The 17,392-nt window shown below is 64.8% G+C and carries 18 protein-coding genes; 16 read left to right on the forward strand and 2 right to left on the reverse strand.

The features are described from left to right. The first annotated feature begins 16 nt into the window (after positions 1-16). From PCA31118_RS06990 to PCA31118_RS07065, 16 genes are all read left to right on the forward strand, one after another. Positions 17-889, forward strand: coding sequence for a branched-chain amino acid ABC transporter permease (locus PCA31118_RS06990; protein ID WP_044453377.1), 873 nt, complete (start codon positions 17-19; stop codon positions 887-889). A 13-nt stretch (positions 890-902) separates the two neighbouring features. Continuing rightward, the gene (locus tag PCA31118_RS06995) at positions 903-1,976 is read left to right on the forward strand and encodes a branched-chain amino acid ABC transporter permease (protein WP_150624313.1); all 1,074 of its coding nucleotides are present in this window, start codon (positions 903-905) and stop codon (positions 1,974-1,976) included. Then, positions 1,973-2,725 (forward strand): ABC transporter ATP-binding protein, encoded by a 753-nt coding sequence (locus PCA31118_RS07000; RefSeq protein WP_150624315.1) that lies wholly within the window; start codon positions 1,973-1,975, stop codon positions 2,723-2,725. The genes PCA31118_RS06995 and PCA31118_RS07000 overlap by 4 nt, the downstream gene beginning before the upstream one ends. Beyond that, complete coding sequence (locus PCA31118_RS07005) at positions 2,718-3,455, forward strand: ABC transporter ATP-binding protein (RefSeq protein WP_044453383.1); 738 nt, start codon at positions 2,718-2,720, stop codon at positions 3,453-3,455. Before PCA31118_RS07000 ends, PCA31118_RS07005 begins: the two co-directional genes overlap by 8 nt. A 51-nt stretch (positions 3,456-3,506) precedes the next feature. Then, positions 3,507-4,262 (forward strand): PIG-L deacetylase family protein, encoded by a 756-nt coding sequence (locus tag PCA31118_RS07010; RefSeq protein ID WP_150624317.1) that lies wholly within the window; start codon positions 3,507-3,509, stop codon positions 4,260-4,262. Next, complete coding sequence (locus PCA31118_RS07015; protein WP_174990372.1) at positions 4,259-4,963, forward strand: 4-carboxy-4-hydroxy-2-oxoadipate aldolase/oxaloacetate decarboxylase; 705 nt, start codon at positions 4,259-4,261, stop codon at positions 4,961-4,963. Before PCA31118_RS07010 ends, PCA31118_RS07015 begins: the two co-directional genes overlap by 4 nt. A 10-nt stretch (positions 4,964-4,973) precedes the next feature. Then, the gene (locus PCA31118_RS07020; protein ID WP_150624319.1) at positions 4,974-6,092 is read left to right on the forward strand and encodes a 4-oxalomesaconate tautomerase; all 1,119 of its coding nucleotides are present in this window, start codon (positions 4,974-4,976) and stop codon (positions 6,090-6,092) included. Beyond that, positions 6,089-6,841: an alpha/beta fold hydrolase gene (locus PCA31118_RS07025; RefSeq protein WP_150624321.1), complete on the forward strand. Its 753-nt coding sequence runs from the start codon at positions 6,089-6,091 to the stop codon at positions 6,839-6,841. Before PCA31118_RS07020 ends, PCA31118_RS07025 begins: the two co-directional genes overlap by 4 nt. Continuing rightward, positions 6,838-7,377, forward strand: a complete 540-nt coding sequence (locus PCA31118_RS07030) for a nuclear transport factor 2 family protein (RefSeq protein WP_246190116.1) — start codon at positions 6,838-6,840, stop codon at positions 7,375-7,377. The genes PCA31118_RS07025 and PCA31118_RS07030 overlap by 4 nt, the downstream gene beginning before the upstream one ends. Positions 7,378-7,594: 217 nt before the next feature. Further along, the gene (locus tag PCA31118_RS07035; protein WP_418303958.1) at positions 7,595-8,668 is read left to right on the forward strand and encodes a porin; all 1,074 of its coding nucleotides are present in this window, start codon (positions 7,595-7,597) and stop codon (positions 8,666-8,668) included. A 339-nt stretch (positions 8,669-9,007) separates the two neighbouring features. Continuing rightward, positions 9,008-10,393, forward strand: coding sequence for an MFS transporter (locus tag PCA31118_RS07040; protein ID WP_246190117.1), 1,386 nt, complete (start codon positions 9,008-9,010; stop codon positions 10,391-10,393). A 246-nt stretch (positions 10,394-10,639) separates the two neighbouring features. Further along, positions 10,640-11,440 carry an HAD-IA family hydrolase gene (locus PCA31118_RS07045; protein WP_150624325.1) on the forward strand — a complete coding sequence of 267 codons (801 nt, stop codon included), beginning with the start codon at positions 10,640-10,642 and terminating at the stop codon, positions 11,438-11,440. Positions 11,441-11,453: 13 nt separating this feature from the next. Further along, positions 11,454-12,110: a nucleoid occlusion factor SlmA gene (gene slmA, locus PCA31118_RS07050; protein ID WP_063389806.1), complete on the forward strand. Its 657-nt coding sequence runs from the start codon at positions 11,454-11,456 to the stop codon at positions 12,108-12,110. A 324-nt stretch (positions 12,111-12,434) separates the two neighbouring features. Continuing rightward, entirely contained in the window at positions 12,435-13,640 is a 1,206-nt protein-coding gene (gene metX / locus PCA31118_RS07055) for a homoserine O-acetyltransferase MetX (RefSeq protein ID WP_150624327.1), read from the forward strand. Beyond that, positions 13,637-14,299, forward strand: a complete 663-nt coding sequence (metW, locus tag PCA31118_RS07060) for a methionine biosynthesis protein MetW (RefSeq protein ID WP_246190119.1) — start codon at positions 13,637-13,639, stop codon at positions 14,297-14,299. Before metX ends, metW begins: the two co-directional genes overlap by 4 nt. A 104-nt stretch (positions 14,300-14,403) precedes the next feature. Beyond that, the gene (locus PCA31118_RS07065) at positions 14,404-15,696 is read left to right on the forward strand and encodes an AmpG family muropeptide MFS transporter (RefSeq protein ID WP_150624329.1); all 1,293 of its coding nucleotides are present in this window, start codon (positions 14,404-14,406) and stop codon (positions 15,694-15,696) included. 112 nt (positions 15,697-15,808) lie between these two features. Here the strand turns inward: PCA31118_RS07065 and PCA31118_RS07070 are convergent, their stop codons facing one another. Together PCA31118_RS07070 and PCA31118_RS07075 are read right to left on the reverse strand one after the other, a co-directional pair. Beyond that, a complete protein-coding gene (locus tag PCA31118_RS07070; protein ID WP_150624331.1) occupies positions 15,809-16,570 on the reverse strand; it encodes a hypothetical protein in 762 nt (253 codons plus the stop codon). A gap of 21 nt (positions 16,571-16,591) precedes the next feature. After that, positions 16,592-17,365, reverse strand: coding sequence for an exodeoxyribonuclease III (locus PCA31118_RS07075; protein WP_044453401.1), 774 nt, complete (start codon positions 17,363-17,365; stop codon positions 16,592-16,594). Positions 17,366-17,392 lie beyond the last annotated feature (27 nt).

The raw sequence follows: 17,392 nt of genomic DNA on the forward strand, positions 1-17,392 counted from the left end.
GTTCCGGTACTTCGTCATGACGCAATCGCTTGCCACTTTCCTGTCGTTGTCGATCGACGGTGTGGCCTACGGGATGTTGCTGTTCCTCATCTCCGTGGGCCTCACGGTCACGCTGGGCGTCATGCGCGTGGTCAATCTCGCGCACTCCGCCTTCGCCATGATCGGCGGTTATTTCACCTTGTGGGCCATGCAGCGCGCCGGGCTCGACTTCTTCGTCGCCCTGCTCGTGGGCGTGATCGGCACCATGCTGCTCGGCGCGGTGCTTGAGCGCACGCTGTACCGCTGGGTCTACACAGCCAACGGTCTGGGGCAGTTGCTCATGACGATCGGCCTCGCGTTCATCATCTGCGCGATTGCCAAGCATCTCGCCGGTACCGAATTGCAGACGATTCCGGTGCCGCAGGGACTGCGCGGCACCTGGGATTTCGGTGCGTTCTCCGTTTCCGTGTACCGCATCTTCGCGCTGGTGTGCAGTGCGGTCGTCGCCTTCGGTATCTGGCTGGGCCTCGAACGTACGTCGTTCGGTGCGAAGCTGCGCGCCGCCGTCGACAATCCGCGCATGGCGCGTTGCGTCGGCATCAATGTGCCGGTCGTGTTCTCGATCACGTTCGCCATCGGCTGCGGGCTGTCCGGACTGGGCGGCGCGCTGTCGAGCCAGATCCTGCCGCTGGAGCCCTACTACGGCCTGAAGTATCTGGTGCTGGTGCTGATCGTGGTGGCCGCCGGTGGGCTGGGCAGCTTGCGCGGCTCGTTGTATGCCGGTTTGCTGCTTGGGCTGATCGACACGCTGGGCCGCTACTACGTGCCGGCGCTCGGCGCCTTCATGATCTATCTGGCCGTGCTGGCCATTCTGCTGATCCGCCCGCAAGGGCTGGTCGGTCGTGCCTGAGCGGAGGATGACGATGTCCCGAACGAATCCTTCGCCGTCGATCAACGGTATGAAACAAGTCGCACCGGCGCTGCGTCGCAAGCGCCTCGGCATGCTCGACGCGCTGCTGCTTCTGGCTGCCATTGCCACGTACTTCTTCGCGGATCTGTATCTGGCGCTCGCCACGAGCGTGCTGATCATGATCGTCTTCGCGCTCTCGCTCGATCTCGTGCAGGGCTACTGCGGTATCGAGACGCTGGGGCATGCCGCGTTCTTCGGCAGCGGGGCATATGCCGCCGGACTGTTCGCGCTGCATGTCTCGCCGAATCCCCTGCTGGGTCTCGCGGTCGGTGCGGTGGTCGCGGGTCTCGTGGGACTGATCACCGGCGTGGTCGTGCTGCGCGTGAACGGCCTCACGCAGATCATGCTCACGCTCACATGCGCCACGCTGCTTTATGAAGCGGGCAACATCGCCAAGTCCATCACGATGGGCGACGACGGTCTGACGGGCTACACCATTGCGCCCGTGCTCGGCATGTTCGAATTCGACATCTACGGCCATACCGCCTATCTGTATGCGCTCGCCGTGCTGCTCGTCGTCTATCTGTTCACGCAGTACCTCGTGAACTCGCCGTTCGGGCTGACGGTGCAGGGCATTCGCGAGAACGCCATGCGCATGTCGTTGCTCGGCGTTCGGGTCGGCCTGCGCCGGCTGATGCTGTACACGATTGCGGCGGCGGTGGCGGGCGTCGCGGGTGCGCTCTCGGCGCAGGTCAACAACATCGTTGCGCTCGATACGCTGTCGTTCACGCTCTCCGCCAACGTGCTGGTGATGCTCGCGCTCGGTGGTACGGGACGCCTGTATGGCGCGGTGCTCGGCGCCGTCGTCTTCATGGTGCTCTCCGACCGGATCGCGGCGATCGATCCGACGAACTGGCTTGCCGCGCTTGGCGTGTTGCTGATCGTCGTGGTGCGCTTCGCCCCGGACGGCCTGATCGGCCTGGTGGATCGCCTCACGGCGCGCGTGCGTCGCCCGGCCCCGGCGGTCGCGCCGACCGAAGCCGCCAACCCTCAGGCAACGACCACGGACAAGGAGGTGACGCCGTGAGCGCTGCACTCGAAATTCAGGGACTGTCCAAGCGCTTCGGCCAGTTGGACGTGACCCGCAACGTCAGTCTCTCGCTGCCGGTCGGTGCGCGTCATGCACTCATCGGGCCGAATGGCGCGGGCAAGAGCACGTTGATGAACCTGCTCACGGGCGTGCTTAAGCCGAATGCCGGCGTGGTGCGTGTCGGTGGCACGGATGTCACCTCGATGTCATCGCACAAGCGCGTCAAGCTTGGGCTGGCGCGCACGTTCCAACTGAACACGCTGTTCGACACGCTCACCGTCGCGGAGAACGTGGCGCTCGCCATTACCTCGCGTCGTGGCCTCGACGGGCGCATCGGCAAGCCGCTGGCGAGTCGTCCCGCCGTCGTGGAGGAAGCGGCCGAACGCCTGCGCGAACTCGGCATGATCGAACTCGCCGGCCGACGCATCAACGAACTCGCCTACGGCCAGCGTCGTCAGGTGGAAATCGCGCTGGGCCTCGCGCTCGACCCGAAGGTGCTGCTGCTCGACGAGCCCGTGGCGGGTGTGCCGTCGGGACAGGGGCGCAAGTTGTTCGAACTGCTGGAGCGTCTGCCGGAAGACGTGGCGGTGATGGTTATCGAACACGACATGGATCTGGTCTTCCGCTTCGCGCGCCGCATCACGGTGCTGGTCGAGGGCGCGGTGCTCATGGAAGGCGAGAAGGACGAAGTGCGCAGCGATCCGCGCGTGCGCGATATCTATCTGGGGCGTCGCCATCATGACTGACATTCTGCTCGAAGCCGGCGGGCTCAGTGCCGGGTATGGCGAGACCATCGTGCTCGAAGATCTGAGCCTGCGCGTCGGCGCCGGCGAAGCCGTTGCCATTCTGGGCCGTAACGGCGTGGGTAAGAGCACGTTGCTGCTGAGCCTGCTGGGACTCACCACACGACACGGCGGCGTGCTGCGCTATCGCGACGACGACATCACCGCATGGCCCGCCTTTCGCCGTGCGCGCGCCGGTCTGGCGCTGGTGCCGCAGGAGCGCGAGATCTTCAAGTCGCTCTCCGTCGAGGAAAACCTGCAAGTCTCCGCAATGGCCGAGATGGCTAACGCGAGCGCCGACGGCAAGGTCTGGACACTCGAACGGGTGTACGACCTGTTTCCGCGACTCAAGGAGCGCCGTCGCAATCTTGGCAATCAGCTCTCGGGCGGCGAGCAGCAGATGCTCGCCATCGGTCGCGCGCTGATCGGCAATCCGCGCGTGATTCTGTTCGACGAGCCATTCGAAGGGCTTGCGCCCGTGATCGTCGATCAACTGGTCGACGCCTTCTGGAAGCTGCGTGCCGACGGCGGCATGGGCGTGGTGCTCGTGGAGCAACACGCGGAATTGGGGCTGGAGCTCACCGACCGTGCGCTGGTGCTCGACCGGGGCCGTCAGGTCTGGGCGGGGCGCAGCGCCGATCTGGCGGCGTCGCCGGAATTGCTCGGCACGCTCGTCGGCCTGGAAAGTGCCTGAGCGCCCGGACGGCATCGCGCACCTAGTGCAACACGTATCAGAGTCAACCACATGAGCACAACACAGAACAGCAACAACACGGGGCCCTCGGGTCTCGTGGTCAGCGCCCATTCGGCAGATTTCGTCTGGCGTGCGGCGGGCACGATCGCCACGCACGTGGCGCAGGGCTACCGCATGAAGGTCGTCTGCCTGTCGTTCGGCGAGCGCGGCGAGTCGGCCAAGCTCTGGCGCAAGGGCGCGGAGATGACGGAGGCGAAGGTCAAGACGGCACGCCGTGAAGAGGCTCAGCGCGCAGCCGACATTCTCGGTGCGGAAATCGAGTTTCTCGACATCGGCGATTACCCGATGCGTGTGTCGGACGAGACGCTCTTCAAGCTTGTGGACATCTATCGCGAATTGCAGCCGTCGTTCGTGCTGAGCCATTCGGAGAAGGACCCGTACAACTTCGATCACCCGCTGGCGATGCACGTCACGCAGGAGGCACGTGTGATCGCGCAGGCCGAAGGCCACAAGCCGGGCGAGAAGATCATCGGCGCACCGGCGGTGCTGGCGTTCGAGCCGCACCAGACGGAGCAGTGCGAATGGATTCCCAACACGTTCGTGGACATCACGCCGGTGTGGGAGAAGAAGCGCGCCGCCATCGAATGCATGGCCGGTCAGGAACATCTCTGGGATTACTACACGCGCGTGGCGCTGCAACGCGGTGTGCAGGCCAAGCGCAACATCGGCATCACGGCCTCGCGCGACATCAAGTATGCGGAAGGGCTGATGCGCCTCACGCCCGTGGTCACGGAGCAACTGTCATGATTCGCGGCGTCGTCGTTCGTCAAATTCCGCGGGTCGATGCCGCCACGCTCGACATTCTGCGCAGCGCCGGCAGTGCCACGGTGCACGAAGCGCAAAGCCGACTCGGCCTGATGGCGACCTATCTGCGTCCGATCTATGCAGGCGCCACGGTGGCGGGCAGCGCGGTGACGGTGCTCGCGCCGCCCTCCGATAACTGGATGCTGCACGTGGCGGTCGAGCAGGCGCAGCCTGGCGATGTTGTGGTGGTCGCCGTGACCTCGCCGTGCGAGGACGGCTATTTCGGCGATCTGCTCGCCACGTCGATGAAAGCGCGCGGCGTCGCCGGGCTCGTCATCGACGCCGGTTGCCGCGATATCGGCACGCTCACCGAGATGCAGTTCCCGGTGTGGTCCAAAGCCATTTCGTCGCAGGGGACCGTCAAGGAAACGCTCGGTTCGGTCAATGTGCCGGTCGTGTGCGCCAACCAGATCGTGAACCCGGGCGACGTGATCGTGGCCGACGACGACGGTGTGGTCGTCGTGCCGTTTGCTGTCGCGCAGGTCGTGGCCAAGGCGGCTGCGGCGCGCGCCGCCGACGAAGCGTACAAGCGCGGCGTGCTGGCGGGCGGCACGCTTGGGCTCGACTACTACAAGATGCGCGAGCGTCTGGCGCAGAAGGGCCTGCGTTATGTCGATTCGCTCGACGAACTGCAAGGCAAGTGACGAGCGCGCCATGACGCATTCCCAAACGCGCATTCGCGCCGCCGTCATGCGCGGGGGCACCTCGAAGGGGCTGTACTTCCTCGCCGAGGACCTGCCATCGGACGCCGCCACGCGCGACGCCGTGCTGCTCGCCGCGATGGGCTCGCCCGATGCGCGTCAGATCGACGGCATGGGCGGGGCGAACCCGCTCACGAGCAAGGTCGCGATCGTCTCGCGCGCCACGCGGGCAGACGCCGACGTCGACTATCTCTTTGCGCAGGTCGTCGTCGACGAGGCACGCGTGGACTACGGCCAGAACTGCGGCAACCTCCTCGCGGGCGTCGGCCCGTTTGCCATCGAGCGAGGCCTCGTGGCCGCGACCGCCGATGTGACGGAGGTCGGCATTCACATGGTCAATACGGGGCAGGTGGCGGTCGCTACCGTGCAGACGCCGGGTGGCACGGCGAAGTATGACGGCGATGTGGCCATTGACGGTGTGCCGGGCACGGCGGCGCCGATTCCGCTGATGTTTCGCGACACCGCAGGCGCGTCGTGCGGTGCGCTGTTTCCGACCGGACAACGGCAGGATGTCGTGCACGGCGTCACGGTGACGTGCATCGACAACGGCATGCCGCTCGTGCTCATGCGCGCGGCGGATCTCGGGTGCACCGGCACGGAGACGTGGGAGCAACTCGAATCGGACGACAAGTTTCAGGCGATGCGCGAGACCATCGAGGCGATTCGTCTGGCTGTCGGTCCGCGCATGAATCTGGGCGACGTGCGCTCGCGCACGGTACCGAAGATGTGCCTCGTCGCGCCGCCGCAGGCCGGTGGCGCACTCGCCACGCGCTGCTTCATTCCGCATCGGTGTCATTCATCCATCGGTGTGCTCGCGGCGGTCAGCGTGGCGACGGCGGCGGCGTTGCCGGGCACCGTCTGCCACGAGATGGTGGTGGTGCCGCATGGCGACGCACCGCTGCTTTCCATCGAGCACCCGACGGGAGAATTCACCGTGCGCCTGGCGCTCGGTCGCGATGCCGGGGGCGCGCCGGAAGTCACCGGTGCGGGCCTGTTGCGAACGGCGCGCTGGCTGTTCGACGGCGAGGTCTGTATTCCGAAACACATCTGGGCGCAGGGAGACACACCATGAGCCGCGAACGTTCCCCGTTGCTCATGCTGCCCGGCCTGCTCTGCGATCAGGTGGCGTGGGCCGCCACGGCAGCGCTGCTGCCCGAGTTCGATTGCCGCGTTCCCGCCTGGGGATCGCTCGACACCATCGGCGCGATGGCCGAGCACGTGCTGGCGACGACGCCCGAGTCGCGTTTTGCGCTCGCCGGTCATTCGATGGGGGGGCGCGTGGCGCTGGAAGTGGTGCGGCGCGCGCCGCATCGCGTGAGCCATCTGGCATTGCTCGACACGGGGTATCAGGCGCTGCCGGAAGGCGAAGCGGCGCACAAGGAGCGCAGCGGTCGCGCCGCATTGCTCGCGCGTTCGCGCGACGAGGGCATGCGTACGATGGGCGCAGTCTGGGCGACCGGGATGGTGCATCCGGACCGGATCGGCACACCCCTCTTCGACGCGATTCTCGACATGATCGAGCGCAGTCATCCCGATCAGTTCGCTGCGCAGATTCATGCGCTGCTGGGGCGTCCCGACGCAACGTCGCAACTGCCGGAGATCCGGTGTCCGACGCTCGTGCTTTGCGGTCGCCAGGACACATGGAGTCCGCTCGCCCGACACGAAGTCATGGCCGGACTGATTCCCGGCGCCGTGCTGAGTGTCATCGAGCATAGCGGCCACATGAGTCCGATGGAGCGCCCCGAAGCCGTGGCCGAGGCCATGCGTGCGTGGCTGGCGCGCGCGCCGCAGTCACCATCGATGCAGGGGGCGTTGTCATGACGCAGGACATTCCAAACGAAGGCGCACCGATGCAAGACACACAAGCCGCACAAGCCGCACAAGCCACACAGGCCGTGCAACGCGCCGATGCCATCGACCCGCAGAGCCTCGACGTCTTGCGCGCCAGACAGGCGTGTTACGACCTCGTAATGCGCTTTGCGCTGTGCAACGACCGTCGCGATCCGCAAGGGCTTGCCGCGCTGTTTGCGCACAACGGCGTGCTGGTGCGCCCGAATGGCGAAACGCTCGTCGGTCAGGCGGCGATTGCGGCGGCGTATGCGGATCGTCCGGCGGATCGCCTGACCCAGCACCTCGTGGGCAATGTGCTGATCGACGTGACCTCGGCTACGAGCGCCATCGGCAGCAGCGCGGTGCTGGTCTGGAGCGGGTCGGCGCAGGACACGCCGGGGCCGTTCGGACGTCCGGCACAGGGGCGTCAGGTCATGGGCGAATTCGAAGACACGTTCGTGCGCACGGCGCAGGGATGGCGTATCGCGCGCCGCGAAGCGCGATTCACTTTCTTACGCGAGGCCTGAGGCAAAAACAGCACCTCGCGTCGCGCTGAAAAACAACGGGGATCGATGCCGAAAGGCAGCACAGGAGGCGGCATCGATCACCCGGCATGCGCAAGAAGGCAGTACCGGAGGCGGCCGCAGTGCCGTCCCAAAAGGCTGGGCTGATGGCGTTGCCAGCGGCTTGGAGGTTGTGGTTTGGAGTAGCTGTGTATTCAAAAACAAGGGGACAGAAGTGAAAGTGAAATACGCATTGGCCGCTGGCCTGCTGCTGGGTGCAGGCCTGGCGCACGCGCAAAGCAACGTGCAGGTGTACGGGATCATCGATACCGGCATCGCTTATTACAACAACGCCGCCAATGGCGGCAGCTTCGTCGGCGAACCGACCCTGACCGGTAAGGTGCCGTCGCGCTTCGGCTTCAAGGGTGTCGAGGATCTGGGCGGTGGCCTCAAGGCCGTCTTCACGCTCGAAAACGGTTTCCAGCCGGGCACCGGTGGCCTTAACTACGGCGGGCGTCTGTTCGGCCGTCAGGCCAACGTCGGTCTGTCGAGCTCGTGGGGCACGCTGCTCATCGGCCGCCAGAACAACATGACGTTCTACGTGACGGGCAACGCCGATGTGATCGGACCGTCGATCTTCTCGCTCGCGAGTATCGATCCGTACATTGCCAACGCACGTAGCGACAGCGCCATCGGGTACATGGGCAAGTTCTCCGGCGTGACCGTCGGTGCGACGTACAGCTTCGGTCGCGACGCGTCGGCCGCAGGCGGTCCCTCGGCCACGAACTGCGCGGGCAACGTCGCAGGCAACTATCAGGCGTGCAAGCAGTTCACCGGCTTGCTCGGCTACGACTACGAGAACTTCGGTATCTCGGCGTCGTACGACCAGATGCGCGGCAACACCGGCGCCGCTGCGCCGCTCACCAGCTCGAACTACACCGATTCGCACTCGGTCATCAACGCGTACTACAAGTGGTCGACGGGTCGCGTGGGCGGGGGCTGGATTCACCGCAACGTGAGCGCCGACGCCGCATCGCTGCGCTCGGACATCTACTTCCTGGGCTTCACGTACCTGCCGACGATCACCTGGGCGTTCGACGCGCAGGCGATCCGTTATCAGTTGAAGAGCCGCGCCAATGCCACGATGCTCATCGGCCGCGCCACGTATTCGCTCTCGAAGCGTACGTCGCTGTATGGCATGGCCGGCTGGGTGGCGAACAGCCAGAACGGCGCAGTGGCGATTGCCGCGGGCGGTTCGGTCGTCACCGGTGGCAACCAGTTCGGCACGATGCTGGGGATTCAGCACACGTTCTGATCGGGTTCATCAGGCACGCGGCACCGCGTAGCGAGCACGTGTGAGGCGTCCGGGGGGGCGATTCACACGTGACGCGGTGCTGCGTCACTCCCTGTTGTGCGGCGAGCGTCGTGGTGGCGTGCCGCGCATCATGCGCGAGTGATCCGGCAGACGTCGTGCGGCGTCACCGTGTGCAGCCGAACATTCCCCGAGCTGCACCATTGCGCACGATTTTCCTGCCCGGCCCGGGCTATGATGCCGACGTAGGCACAGGCTAGTGAGAAGCGATTCCCCGGGCCGTGATTTTTTCAAGAGATTCGCCATCTGGTTTGCCGCGCGCTTCGCGGCGCCGTTCGACCCATGAAGCCATCGATGACACCCAGCGCACCGCTTGCCGAAGGGCTTGGCGCGAGCGCACGCCGCATCGCCGTTCCGTCCATTCTGCTGGGCACTTTCCTCGGCAATCTCGACGCCTCCATCGCCAACGTGGCGCTGCCGACCATTGCGCGCGATCTCGTGGCCGATCCGGCATCGACGGTGTGGGTCGTCAATGCTTATCAACTGATCTTCGCGATGGCCGTGCTGCCGCTCGCCGCACTGGGCGAGAAGCTTGGCTACCGGCGCGTCTTTCTCTTCGGCGTTGCGGGGTTCACGCTGGCCTCGCTCGGCTGTGCGATGGCGCCGACGTTGTCGTGGCTGGTCGCCGCACGGGTCGCGCAGGGGCTGTGCGGCGCATGCATGTCGACCATCGTCCCGGCGTTGCTGCGCATGGTGTTTCCACCGCAGATGGGCGGGCGCGCCATCTCGTTACTTGCGTTGACCGTCGCACTGTCGACGGCGGCCGGGCCGAGTGTCGCCGCGGTGATCCTGTCGCTCGGCGACTGGCGCTGGCTGTTTGCCATCAATCTTCCGATCGGGATGGTCGCGCTGTTGGCGTCCGCCCGGTTTTTGCCTCATACGCCGGGCGCGCCACGTCGCGTCGACGTGCCCGGCGCGTTGCTCAACGCTGTCACGCTCGCGCTCATCATCATCGGACTGGGGCACGTGGGCGAGCCGGGACGCCACGGCGTAGCCGCGTTGCAGATCGCGCTCGGACTGATCGTTGCGGTCGTGCTGGTGCGCCATCAACGCAATCGCCCGGCGCCGTTGTTGCCCCTGGATCTTTTGCGCGTACCGGTGCTGGCGTTGTCGTCGCTGACTTCTGTGGCGTGTTACATGGCGCAGACGTTGGCTTACGTCGGTATGCCGTTCTTGTTGCAGCATACGTTCGCACGCAGTGAAGCCGCGACGGGCCTGCTGATTACGCCGTGGCCGCTCGTGATCGTGTTCATTGCGCCGCTGGCGGGGCGGTTGTCGGATCGCTTCGACAGCGCGCGCATGAGCGCGCTGGGACTGGGGGTGTTCGCGGTGGGACTTGCGCTGCTGGCCGCGTTGCCGATGCAGGCCACCGACTGGGGCATCGCGTGGCGAATGCTGGTATGCGGCGTGGGCTTCGGCTTTTTCCAGACGCCGAACAATCGCATCATCATGATGGGCGCGCCGCGCGAGCGCAGCGGTGCGGCCAGCGGTCTGATGACGATCTCCCGTACCGTCGGCATGACGCTCGGCGCGGCGGTCGTGGCGCTGCTGTTCGATGTGTACGGCGACGACGGTGCGCGCGCGGCCATGGTGGGGGCAACGGTATTGGCCGCGCTCGGTGGCGGCGTCGGTCTGCTGCGCGTGAGGGCGAAAACGCGGGGCGCGTAATGCCTGGAGATGCGCTGCTTGTATGGGCGGATGTATGTGAAATGCCGGCGGCCGACGTTGGACGTGGGTTGGACCCGTGTTGGCAGGCACCTGGCCGCGAGGCGGGTCCGGCCGATTTGTCAAAGCGGGCATCGCGCGATAGCATCTTGCCTTGCCGTGACCATGTCGCTTCCCCCGGCTTGACGGGGTGTCGTCGGGCGACGCCGGTCATGTTCTCGTATCTCCTCGCAAGAATCCGCTATCTCCGTGTCTTCTTCTCACGTTCTGAGCCGGCGACGCCGGGTGCACCGCGCCCGTAGCGAGCACGGCACGCGCGGTCCGGTCTGGCTGTTCGATCTGGACAACACACTGCATCGCGCGTCTCACGCGATCTTTCCGCGCATCAACCGCGCGATGACCGCCTATATCGTCGAGAAGCTCGGGGTGGCGCACGACGAGGCGAATCTGATGCGCGCTTCGTACACGGAGCGCTATGGGGCGGTGCTGCTCGGGCTGATCCGGCACCACGCCATCGATCCTCACGAATTTCTTGCGCAGGTGCACGAATTGCCGCCGCTGGCCGACGTGCTGCGCGCCGAGCGCGGCATCGCCCGGCTGGTCGCCGGGTTGCCCGGGCGCAAGATCCTGCTCACGAATGCACCGGCCCATTACGCCATGCCTATCTTGGAGGCGCTTGGCATTCGTCGCCATTTCGAGCGATGCGTGAGTATCGAAGACATGGCGGATCGCCGGGCATGGCGGGCCAAACCCGATGCCACGATGCTGCGCCGTCTGCTCGTGCGTGAGGGGTTGGCGCCGGCGCGCACGTGGCTCGTCGAAGACACGCGCTCGCACCTCAAGCACCTGCGGCATTTCGGCATCAAGACGGTCTGGATCACGGGGCATCTGCCGATCAGAAACAGTCTTGGCAAGGTTATGCCGCGAAGTGGCCGCCCACACTACGTGGATATCAAAGTACAATCTCTGCGCGAGTTACGGGCGAGCCTAGCGACCGGGGAAGGCGCGAAACGCGTGGCCCGGGCAGCCCGACAATCAAATCCCAACTGATAACGACCAGACGATGCAGCAGGAAAATTCTTCGAACGGCGCCGGTTACGGCACCGCCGATGCGCTGGAGGCCGCGCCAGCGCCGGTGAAGACCACCCGCCCGAAGCCGGGCGAGCGCCGCGTGCAAGTGTTGCAGACCCTTGCTGCCATGCTTGAAACGCCCAAAGGCGAAAAGATCACCACGGCCGCGCTTGCTGCGCGGCTCGACGTCTCGGAAGCGGCGCTCTATCGCCACTTCGCGAGCAAGGCCCAGATGTTCGAAGGCCTGATCGAATTCATCGAACAGACCATCTTCGGTCTGATCAACCAGATCTCCGCTCAGGATCAGGATGGCGTGTCGCAAGCGCGCGCTATCGTGCTGATGCTGCTCGGCTTCGCCGAGAAGAACCCCGGCATGACGCGTGTGCTGACGGGCGAAGCGCTGGTCGGCGAACACGAACGCCTGCAAGAGCGCATGAACCAACTGCTCGACCGCATCGAGGCGTCGCTGCGCCAAGTACTGCGTCTGGCCGCCGCACAGGGCACGCTGCCCGAAACGTTCGACGCCAATTCGCGCGCCAATCTGCTCGTATCCTACGTGCTCGGCCGCTGGCACCGTTTTGCCAAGAGCGGCTTCAAGCGCTCGCCGGCCGAAGGCGCCGAGCCGCAAGTCGCAGCCTTGCTGCGCTGAGGTGGTGGTCTGCGCCCTGTGCGCAGATTACGTTATACTTTTGCAACTCGCGACGGGGCCGGTGCCAGGTTCACCGGTCTTGCCGCGATCATTGGCGCGCCGATTTGGTGACTCGCTTGCGGGCGCGCGAATGACTCTGCCGGAGACACTTCGGTTGGGACATTCACTAAAAATGCGGCTAAAGAGGTCGTTCGCGCACCCCGCCGTTTTTCCGTCGACCCCTTTTCCCGCACAGAACACTTCTGGACATCGTCCGTCGATTCGTCATTTGTCGTTACGAATCGATGAAGACGTTGGCCTCCGGTATGTTTCGGACAGGGATTTATGGAATCTTCAATCGGAATCGTCACGCCGCAGCGGATGCATTTCGCTGAGCCGCTGGCACTGCAAAACGGCAGCACCCTTGCCGGTTACGACCTCATGGTCGAGACCTATGGCGAGCTGAACGCTGACCGGAGCAACGCCGTGCTGGTGTGTCATGCGCTCAATGCGTCGCACCATGTGGCGGGCATTGCCGCCGACAACCCTAAGGACATCGGCTGGTGGGACAACATGGTCGGACCGGGCAAGCCGCTCGACACCAACCGCTTCTTCGTCATTGGCGTGAACAACCTCGGGTCGTGCTTCGGATCGACCGGGCCGATGAGTCTCGACGAAGCCACAGGCACGCCTTACGGTGCGCGCTTCCCGGTGGTGACGGTCGAAGACTGGGTCAACGCCCAGGCGCGCGTGGCTGACGCTTTCGGCATTCGCAAGTTCGCCGCCGTGATGGGCGGCAGCCTCGGCGGCATGCAGGCGCTCGCGTGGAGCATCATGTATCCCGAGCGCGTGGGGCATTGTCTGGTGATCGCCTCCACGCCGAAGCTCTCCGCGCAGAACATTGCCTTCAACGAAGTGGCGCGCTCGGCCATCCTCTCCGATCCCGATTTTCATGGCGGTGACTATTACGCGCACGGTGTCGTGCCGCGTCGCGGTCTGCGCGTGGCGCGCATGATCGGCCACATCACGTATCTGTCCGACGAGGACATGGCGACCAAGTTCGGGCGGGCGTTGCGTCGCGCCGAAGCGCTGGTCGACGGCGTGAAGGCGGGCGCCGGGGGCAACGCCGGCGCAAACGGAAACGGCCAGGACGATGGCTACCGGTTCAGCTTCGACGTCGAATTCGAAGTCGAGTCCTATCTGCGCTATCAGGGCGACAAGTTCGCCGAGTACTTCGACGCCAATACGTATTTGCTGATCACGCGTGCGCTCGATTACTTCGACCCGGCGCGCACCGTGGGCGGCGATCTGGCGAAGGCGCTGTCGCACACGTCCGCCAAATATCTGATCGTGTCGTTCACGACCGACTGGCGTTTTGCGCCGTCGCGCTCGCGCGAGATCGTCAAGGCATTGCTCGATACGCGCCGCACCGTGAGCTACGCCGAGATCGACGCGCCGCACGGTCACGACGCGTTCCTGCTCACCGATTCGCGCTATCACAATCTGGTGCGCGCCTACTACGAACGTATCGCCCAGGAGGTCGGGGTATGAGTCAATCCACGAACCCGTCCACCAGCGCACAGGCCGCGCAACTGGCGGCGTCGCGCCATCGCATTTCGGCCTCGCTTGCGGAGCGTCCCGACTTTCGTGTCATCGCGCGATGGATCGAGCCGTCGTCGCAGGTGCTCGACCTCGGGTGCAGCGACGGCTCGTTGCTGCGTTTGCTCACCGACGAACTCGACGTGAGCGGCTACGGCATCGAGATCGACGACGCCGGCGTGCTCGCGTCCGCGCAGCGCGGCATCAACGTGATTCAGCAAAACATGGAAGACGGGCTGAAGCTGTTCGAAGACCAGAGCTTCGATACCGTCATCCTGTCGCAAACGTTGCAGACCATCCATCGCACGGCGGATATTCTTCGCGAGACGGTGCGGGTGGGTCGCGAGGCCATCGTCTCCTTCCCAAACTTCGGTTACTGGCCGCACCGGCTCTCCGTGTTGCAGGGCCGTATGCCGGTGTCGAAGAGCTTGCCGTTCCAGTGGCACAACACGCCGAACGTGCGTGTGCTCACGATCCGGGATTTCGAGGCGCTGGCGCCCGACGTCGGTGTGAAGATTCTCGATCGCGCGGTGTTGCACAACGGACGACTCGTGTCGGTGGGCGCGAACTGGCGTGGTAGTCTTGCGGTCTATCGCGTCAAGCGTTCCTGAACCGACGGCAGCTCGCGGGGCAGCGCTGCGCCAGGCCCCGTGACGAGCAGACAAAGGGGCAGGGCGCCGTGCACCGCCGGCGGCTGGCCCCAACTGTCTTTTCCATGATCGATTCGCTGCGGCCCGACGACGGGCGCGTTTTTCACCCCACGCGGATGCTGATCTGCGTGATTCTGGGTTTCACCTCCGGTCTGCCGCTGTTCATCCTGCTCAATCTCGTGCAGGCATGGCTGCGCAGCGAGCACGTCGATCTCAAGTCGATCGGCCTGTTTGCGCTGATCCAGTTTCCCTATACATGGAAGTTCCTGTGGGCACCGCTCATGGATCGCTTCGCACCCAATTTGCTGGGCTGGAAGCCGGGACGGCGTCGCGGCTGGATGTTCGTCACGCAATTGCTGGTCGCGGGTGCGGTCGCGGTCATGGGGACCTATTCGCCGCAGCGCGATCTGATGACGATCGCCGCGTTGGCGGCGGCGCTGGCGTTCTTCAGTGCGAGTCTCGATATTTGTCTGGACGCCTATCGACGTGAGTTGCTGTCCGACCGCGAGCAGGGACTGGGCACGGCCATGCATGTGAACGCCTACAAGGTCGCCGGTCTGGTGCCGGGCTCGCTGGCGCTGATCATGGCGGATCACCTGCCGTGGTCGCAGGTCTTTTTCGCGACGGCGGCGTTCATGCTGCCCGGCATCGTGATGACACTGGTGGTGAAGGAGCCGGAGATTCGTGGCACGCCGCCCAAGACATTGCGCGAGGCGGTGGTTGAACCGTTTCACGAGTTCGTGACTCGTGGCGGCTGGTCGCAGGCCCTGCTGGTGCTGGCGTTCATCTTTCTGTACAAGCTGGGCGATTCGATGGCGACGTCGCTTGCCACGTCGTTCTATCTGGATCTGGGGTTCACGAAGACGCAGATCGGTGTGGTGGCGAAAGCGACCAGCCTCTGGGCAAGCGTGGCCGGCGGCATTATCGGCGGGATCTGGTTGATCAAGCTCGGTATCAACCGGGGACTCTGGGTGTTCGGTGTGCTGCAACTCGTGTCGGTGCTGGGCTTCGCGTGGCTCGCCGAAGCCGGGCCGGTGGTGGCGGGGCTGGGCGTGGTGATCGCGTTCGAAGCGTTCACCGCAGGATTGGGCACGGCGGCATTCACCGCGTACATTGCCCGGACCACGGACCCGCGCTACACGGCAACGCAGTTCGCCCTGTTCACGAGTCTGGCGTCGGTCCCGCGCACGTTCGCAAACGCGGGCACGGGCTATATCGTGGATGGCGTGGGGTGGCTGACCTTCTTCCTGATCTGCACGGCGCTCGCCTTGCCGGGCATGTTGCTGCTGCCGAAAGTGGCGCCGTGGGGCGCTGATGACGACGGCGGCGACGGTGTGCCCGCCGCCAGCCGGACGTGAGGTGATGTGAGGCGACGTGAGCAAGGGGGGGCGGGGACGCGGAAAGGCGAAGGCGATCGGCGTCGACAGCGCTTGCCGTGGGCCTGCTGCGCGGCCCGCTACCCGCCACCGTTCATCGATGGGTTGTGCCTGAGCGCCCGGTGTGACGCACCACGAGCTTCTGACGTTTGACGACCTGGGTGGCAAAGTCCGCATCGGACGGAATCGGTTCCCAGAAAAAGTCGTGCTGGAAGATCGGAATGAAGTTGAATTTGCGCGACCGGAAAATGCCCCGGTTGCGTTTGAACTCGCTATACCGATCGCCCTTGAATTGCCGGTTGACCGACGTGAACGGCAGCAGGCGTTCCGCGATATCCGTGAAATGCATGTCGGCGTGCGCGTTTTTGAAGGCTTCGAGCGCGTCGAACTGGTCCCGGCAAATGACCTGAATGGCGGTCTCGGGTAGTTCGTAGCGCTGCGCCCACATGACATGCCACCCGCTGCGGGTCTCGTTGACGAAGTCCACGAGCGCCTGACTCAGCAAATAGGCATCGGATTCGATGTGGACGATCTTGTCCGCCCCCATGGCCGTGGCGATGGTGTGCGCGTGCAGGAAACTGCGCCACCATCCCGGATAGTCGCTCATGCTTCGCCGTCCGAGATTCTCCTCGAAGCGAACGATGCCGAGGGCGTGGTCGTGTTCCTGGATGTCGCGGCTTGCGGGGATCGTCGGAATGATCTCGGCCGGCGGCAGGTAGGGTGACCCGTCGTCGATCATGACGGTCTTGTCGGCGTGGATCGGCCCGTTACCGTAGAAATCCAGCCAGCGTTGATACCGCGTGTGCCACGCGTCGGCATCGCGGATGTAGCTCGTGCAGAACAAAAGGGTCTTCATGATGCGCTCGACAGCGTAACCTCAGAGCGCGTGATCGTAGTCGACCGTCAGCGGCGCATGGTCGCTGAACTTGATGTCGCGGAACACGGAAGTCGTCTTCGCCTTGCCGGCGATGCCGGGCGTGGCGATCTGGTAGTCGATGCGCCAGCCGACGTTCTTCGCATACGCCTGACCGCGATTGCTCCACCATGTGTACTGCTCCGGCCGCGGATCGAGCGTACGGAAGACGTCCACATAACCGTGGTCGTCGAACAACTGCGTGAGCCACGCCCGCTCTTCTGGCAGGAAGCCCGAGTTCTTCAGATTGCCCTTCCAGTTCTTGATGTCGATTTCCTTGTGCGCGATGTTCACGTCGCCGCACAGCACGACTTCGCGTCCCTCGGCCTTGAGCGCGAGCAGGTGCGGCATGAAGTCCGCCATGAAACGGAACTTGGCCGCCTGGCGCTCTTCACCGCTCGATCCCGACGGGATGTATACGGAGATCACCGACAGATTGCCGTAGCGCACCTCGACGTAGCGGCCTTCGGCATCGAATTCCGCATTGTTCCAGCCGATGACGATGTCGTCCGGCTCGCGGCGAACGTACACGCCCGCCCCGCTGTACCCCTTCTTCTCGGCGTAGTGGAAGTAGCCCTGATAGTCGTGCGGCTTGAGAAAGTCGGGCGTCATGTCAGGCAACTGAGCCTTGATCTCCTGCACGCAGAGGATGTCGGCTTCCTGATTGCCGAACCACTCGAAGAAGCCTTTCTTGGCGGCCGATCGCACGCCGTTGAGATTCGCGGTAATGATGCGCATGGGTATCGATGCATCGCGCCTGGGACA

It is taken from the genome of Pandoraea captiosa, assembly GCF_902459775.1.
GTDB lineage: Bacteria > Pseudomonadota > Gammaproteobacteria > Burkholderiales > Burkholderiaceae > Pandoraea > Pandoraea captiosa.

Excerpts from the sequence above, each read along its gene's own strand:
- PCA31118_RS06990 (WP_044453377.1), top strand. The coding sequence starts at position 17 with ATGACGCAATCGCTTGCCACTTTCCTGTCGTTGTCGATCGACGGTGTG.
- PCA31118_RS06995 (WP_150624313.1), top strand. The coding sequence starts at position 903 with ATGTCCCGAACGAATCCTTCGCCGTCGATCAACGGTATGAAACAAGTC.
- PCA31118_RS07005 (WP_044453383.1), top strand. The coding sequence starts at position 2,718 with ATGACTGACATTCTGCTCGAAGCCGGCGGGCTCAGTGCCGGGTATGGC.
- PCA31118_RS07010 (WP_150624317.1), top strand. The coding sequence starts at position 3,507 with ATGAGCACAACACAGAACAGCAACAACACGGGGCCCTCGGGTCTCGTG.
- PCA31118_RS07015 (WP_174990372.1), top strand. The coding sequence starts at position 4,259 with ATGATTCGCGGCGTCGTCGTTCGTCAAATTCCGCGGGTCGATGCCGCC.
- PCA31118_RS07020 (WP_150624319.1), top strand. The coding sequence starts at position 4,974 with ATGACGCATTCCCAAACGCGCATTCGCGCCGCCGTCATGCGCGGGGGC.
- PCA31118_RS07025 (WP_150624321.1), top strand. The coding sequence starts at position 6,089 with ATGAGCCGCGAACGTTCCCCGTTGCTCATGCTGCCCGGCCTGCTCTGC.
- PCA31118_RS07030 (WP_246190116.1), top strand. The coding sequence starts at position 6,838 with ATGACGCAGGACATTCCAAACGAAGGCGCACCGATGCAAGACACACAA.
- PCA31118_RS07040 (WP_246190117.1), top strand. The coding sequence starts at position 9,008 with ATGAAGCCATCGATGACACCCAGCGCACCGCTTGCCGAAGGGCTTGGC.
- slmA (WP_063389806.1), top strand. The coding sequence starts at position 11,454 with ATGCAGCAGGAAAATTCTTCGAACGGCGCCGGTTACGGCACCGCCGAT.
- metX (WP_150624327.1), top strand. The coding sequence starts at position 12,435 with ATGGAATCTTCAATCGGAATCGTCACGCCGCAGCGGATGCATTTCGCT.
- metW (WP_246190119.1), top strand. The coding sequence starts at position 13,637 with ATGAGTCAATCCACGAACCCGTCCACCAGCGCACAGGCCGCGCAACTG.
- PCA31118_RS07065 (WP_150624329.1), top strand. The coding sequence starts at position 14,404 with ATGATCGATTCGCTGCGGCCCGACGACGGGCGCGTTTTTCACCCCACG.
- PCA31118_RS07070 (WP_150624331.1), bottom strand. The coding sequence starts at position 16,570 with ATGAAGACCCTTTTGTTCTGCACGAGCTACATCCGCGATGCCGACGCG.
- PCA31118_RS07075 (WP_044453401.1), bottom strand. The coding sequence starts at position 17,365 with ATGCGCATCATTACCGCGAATCTCAACGGCGTGCGATCGGCCGCCAAG.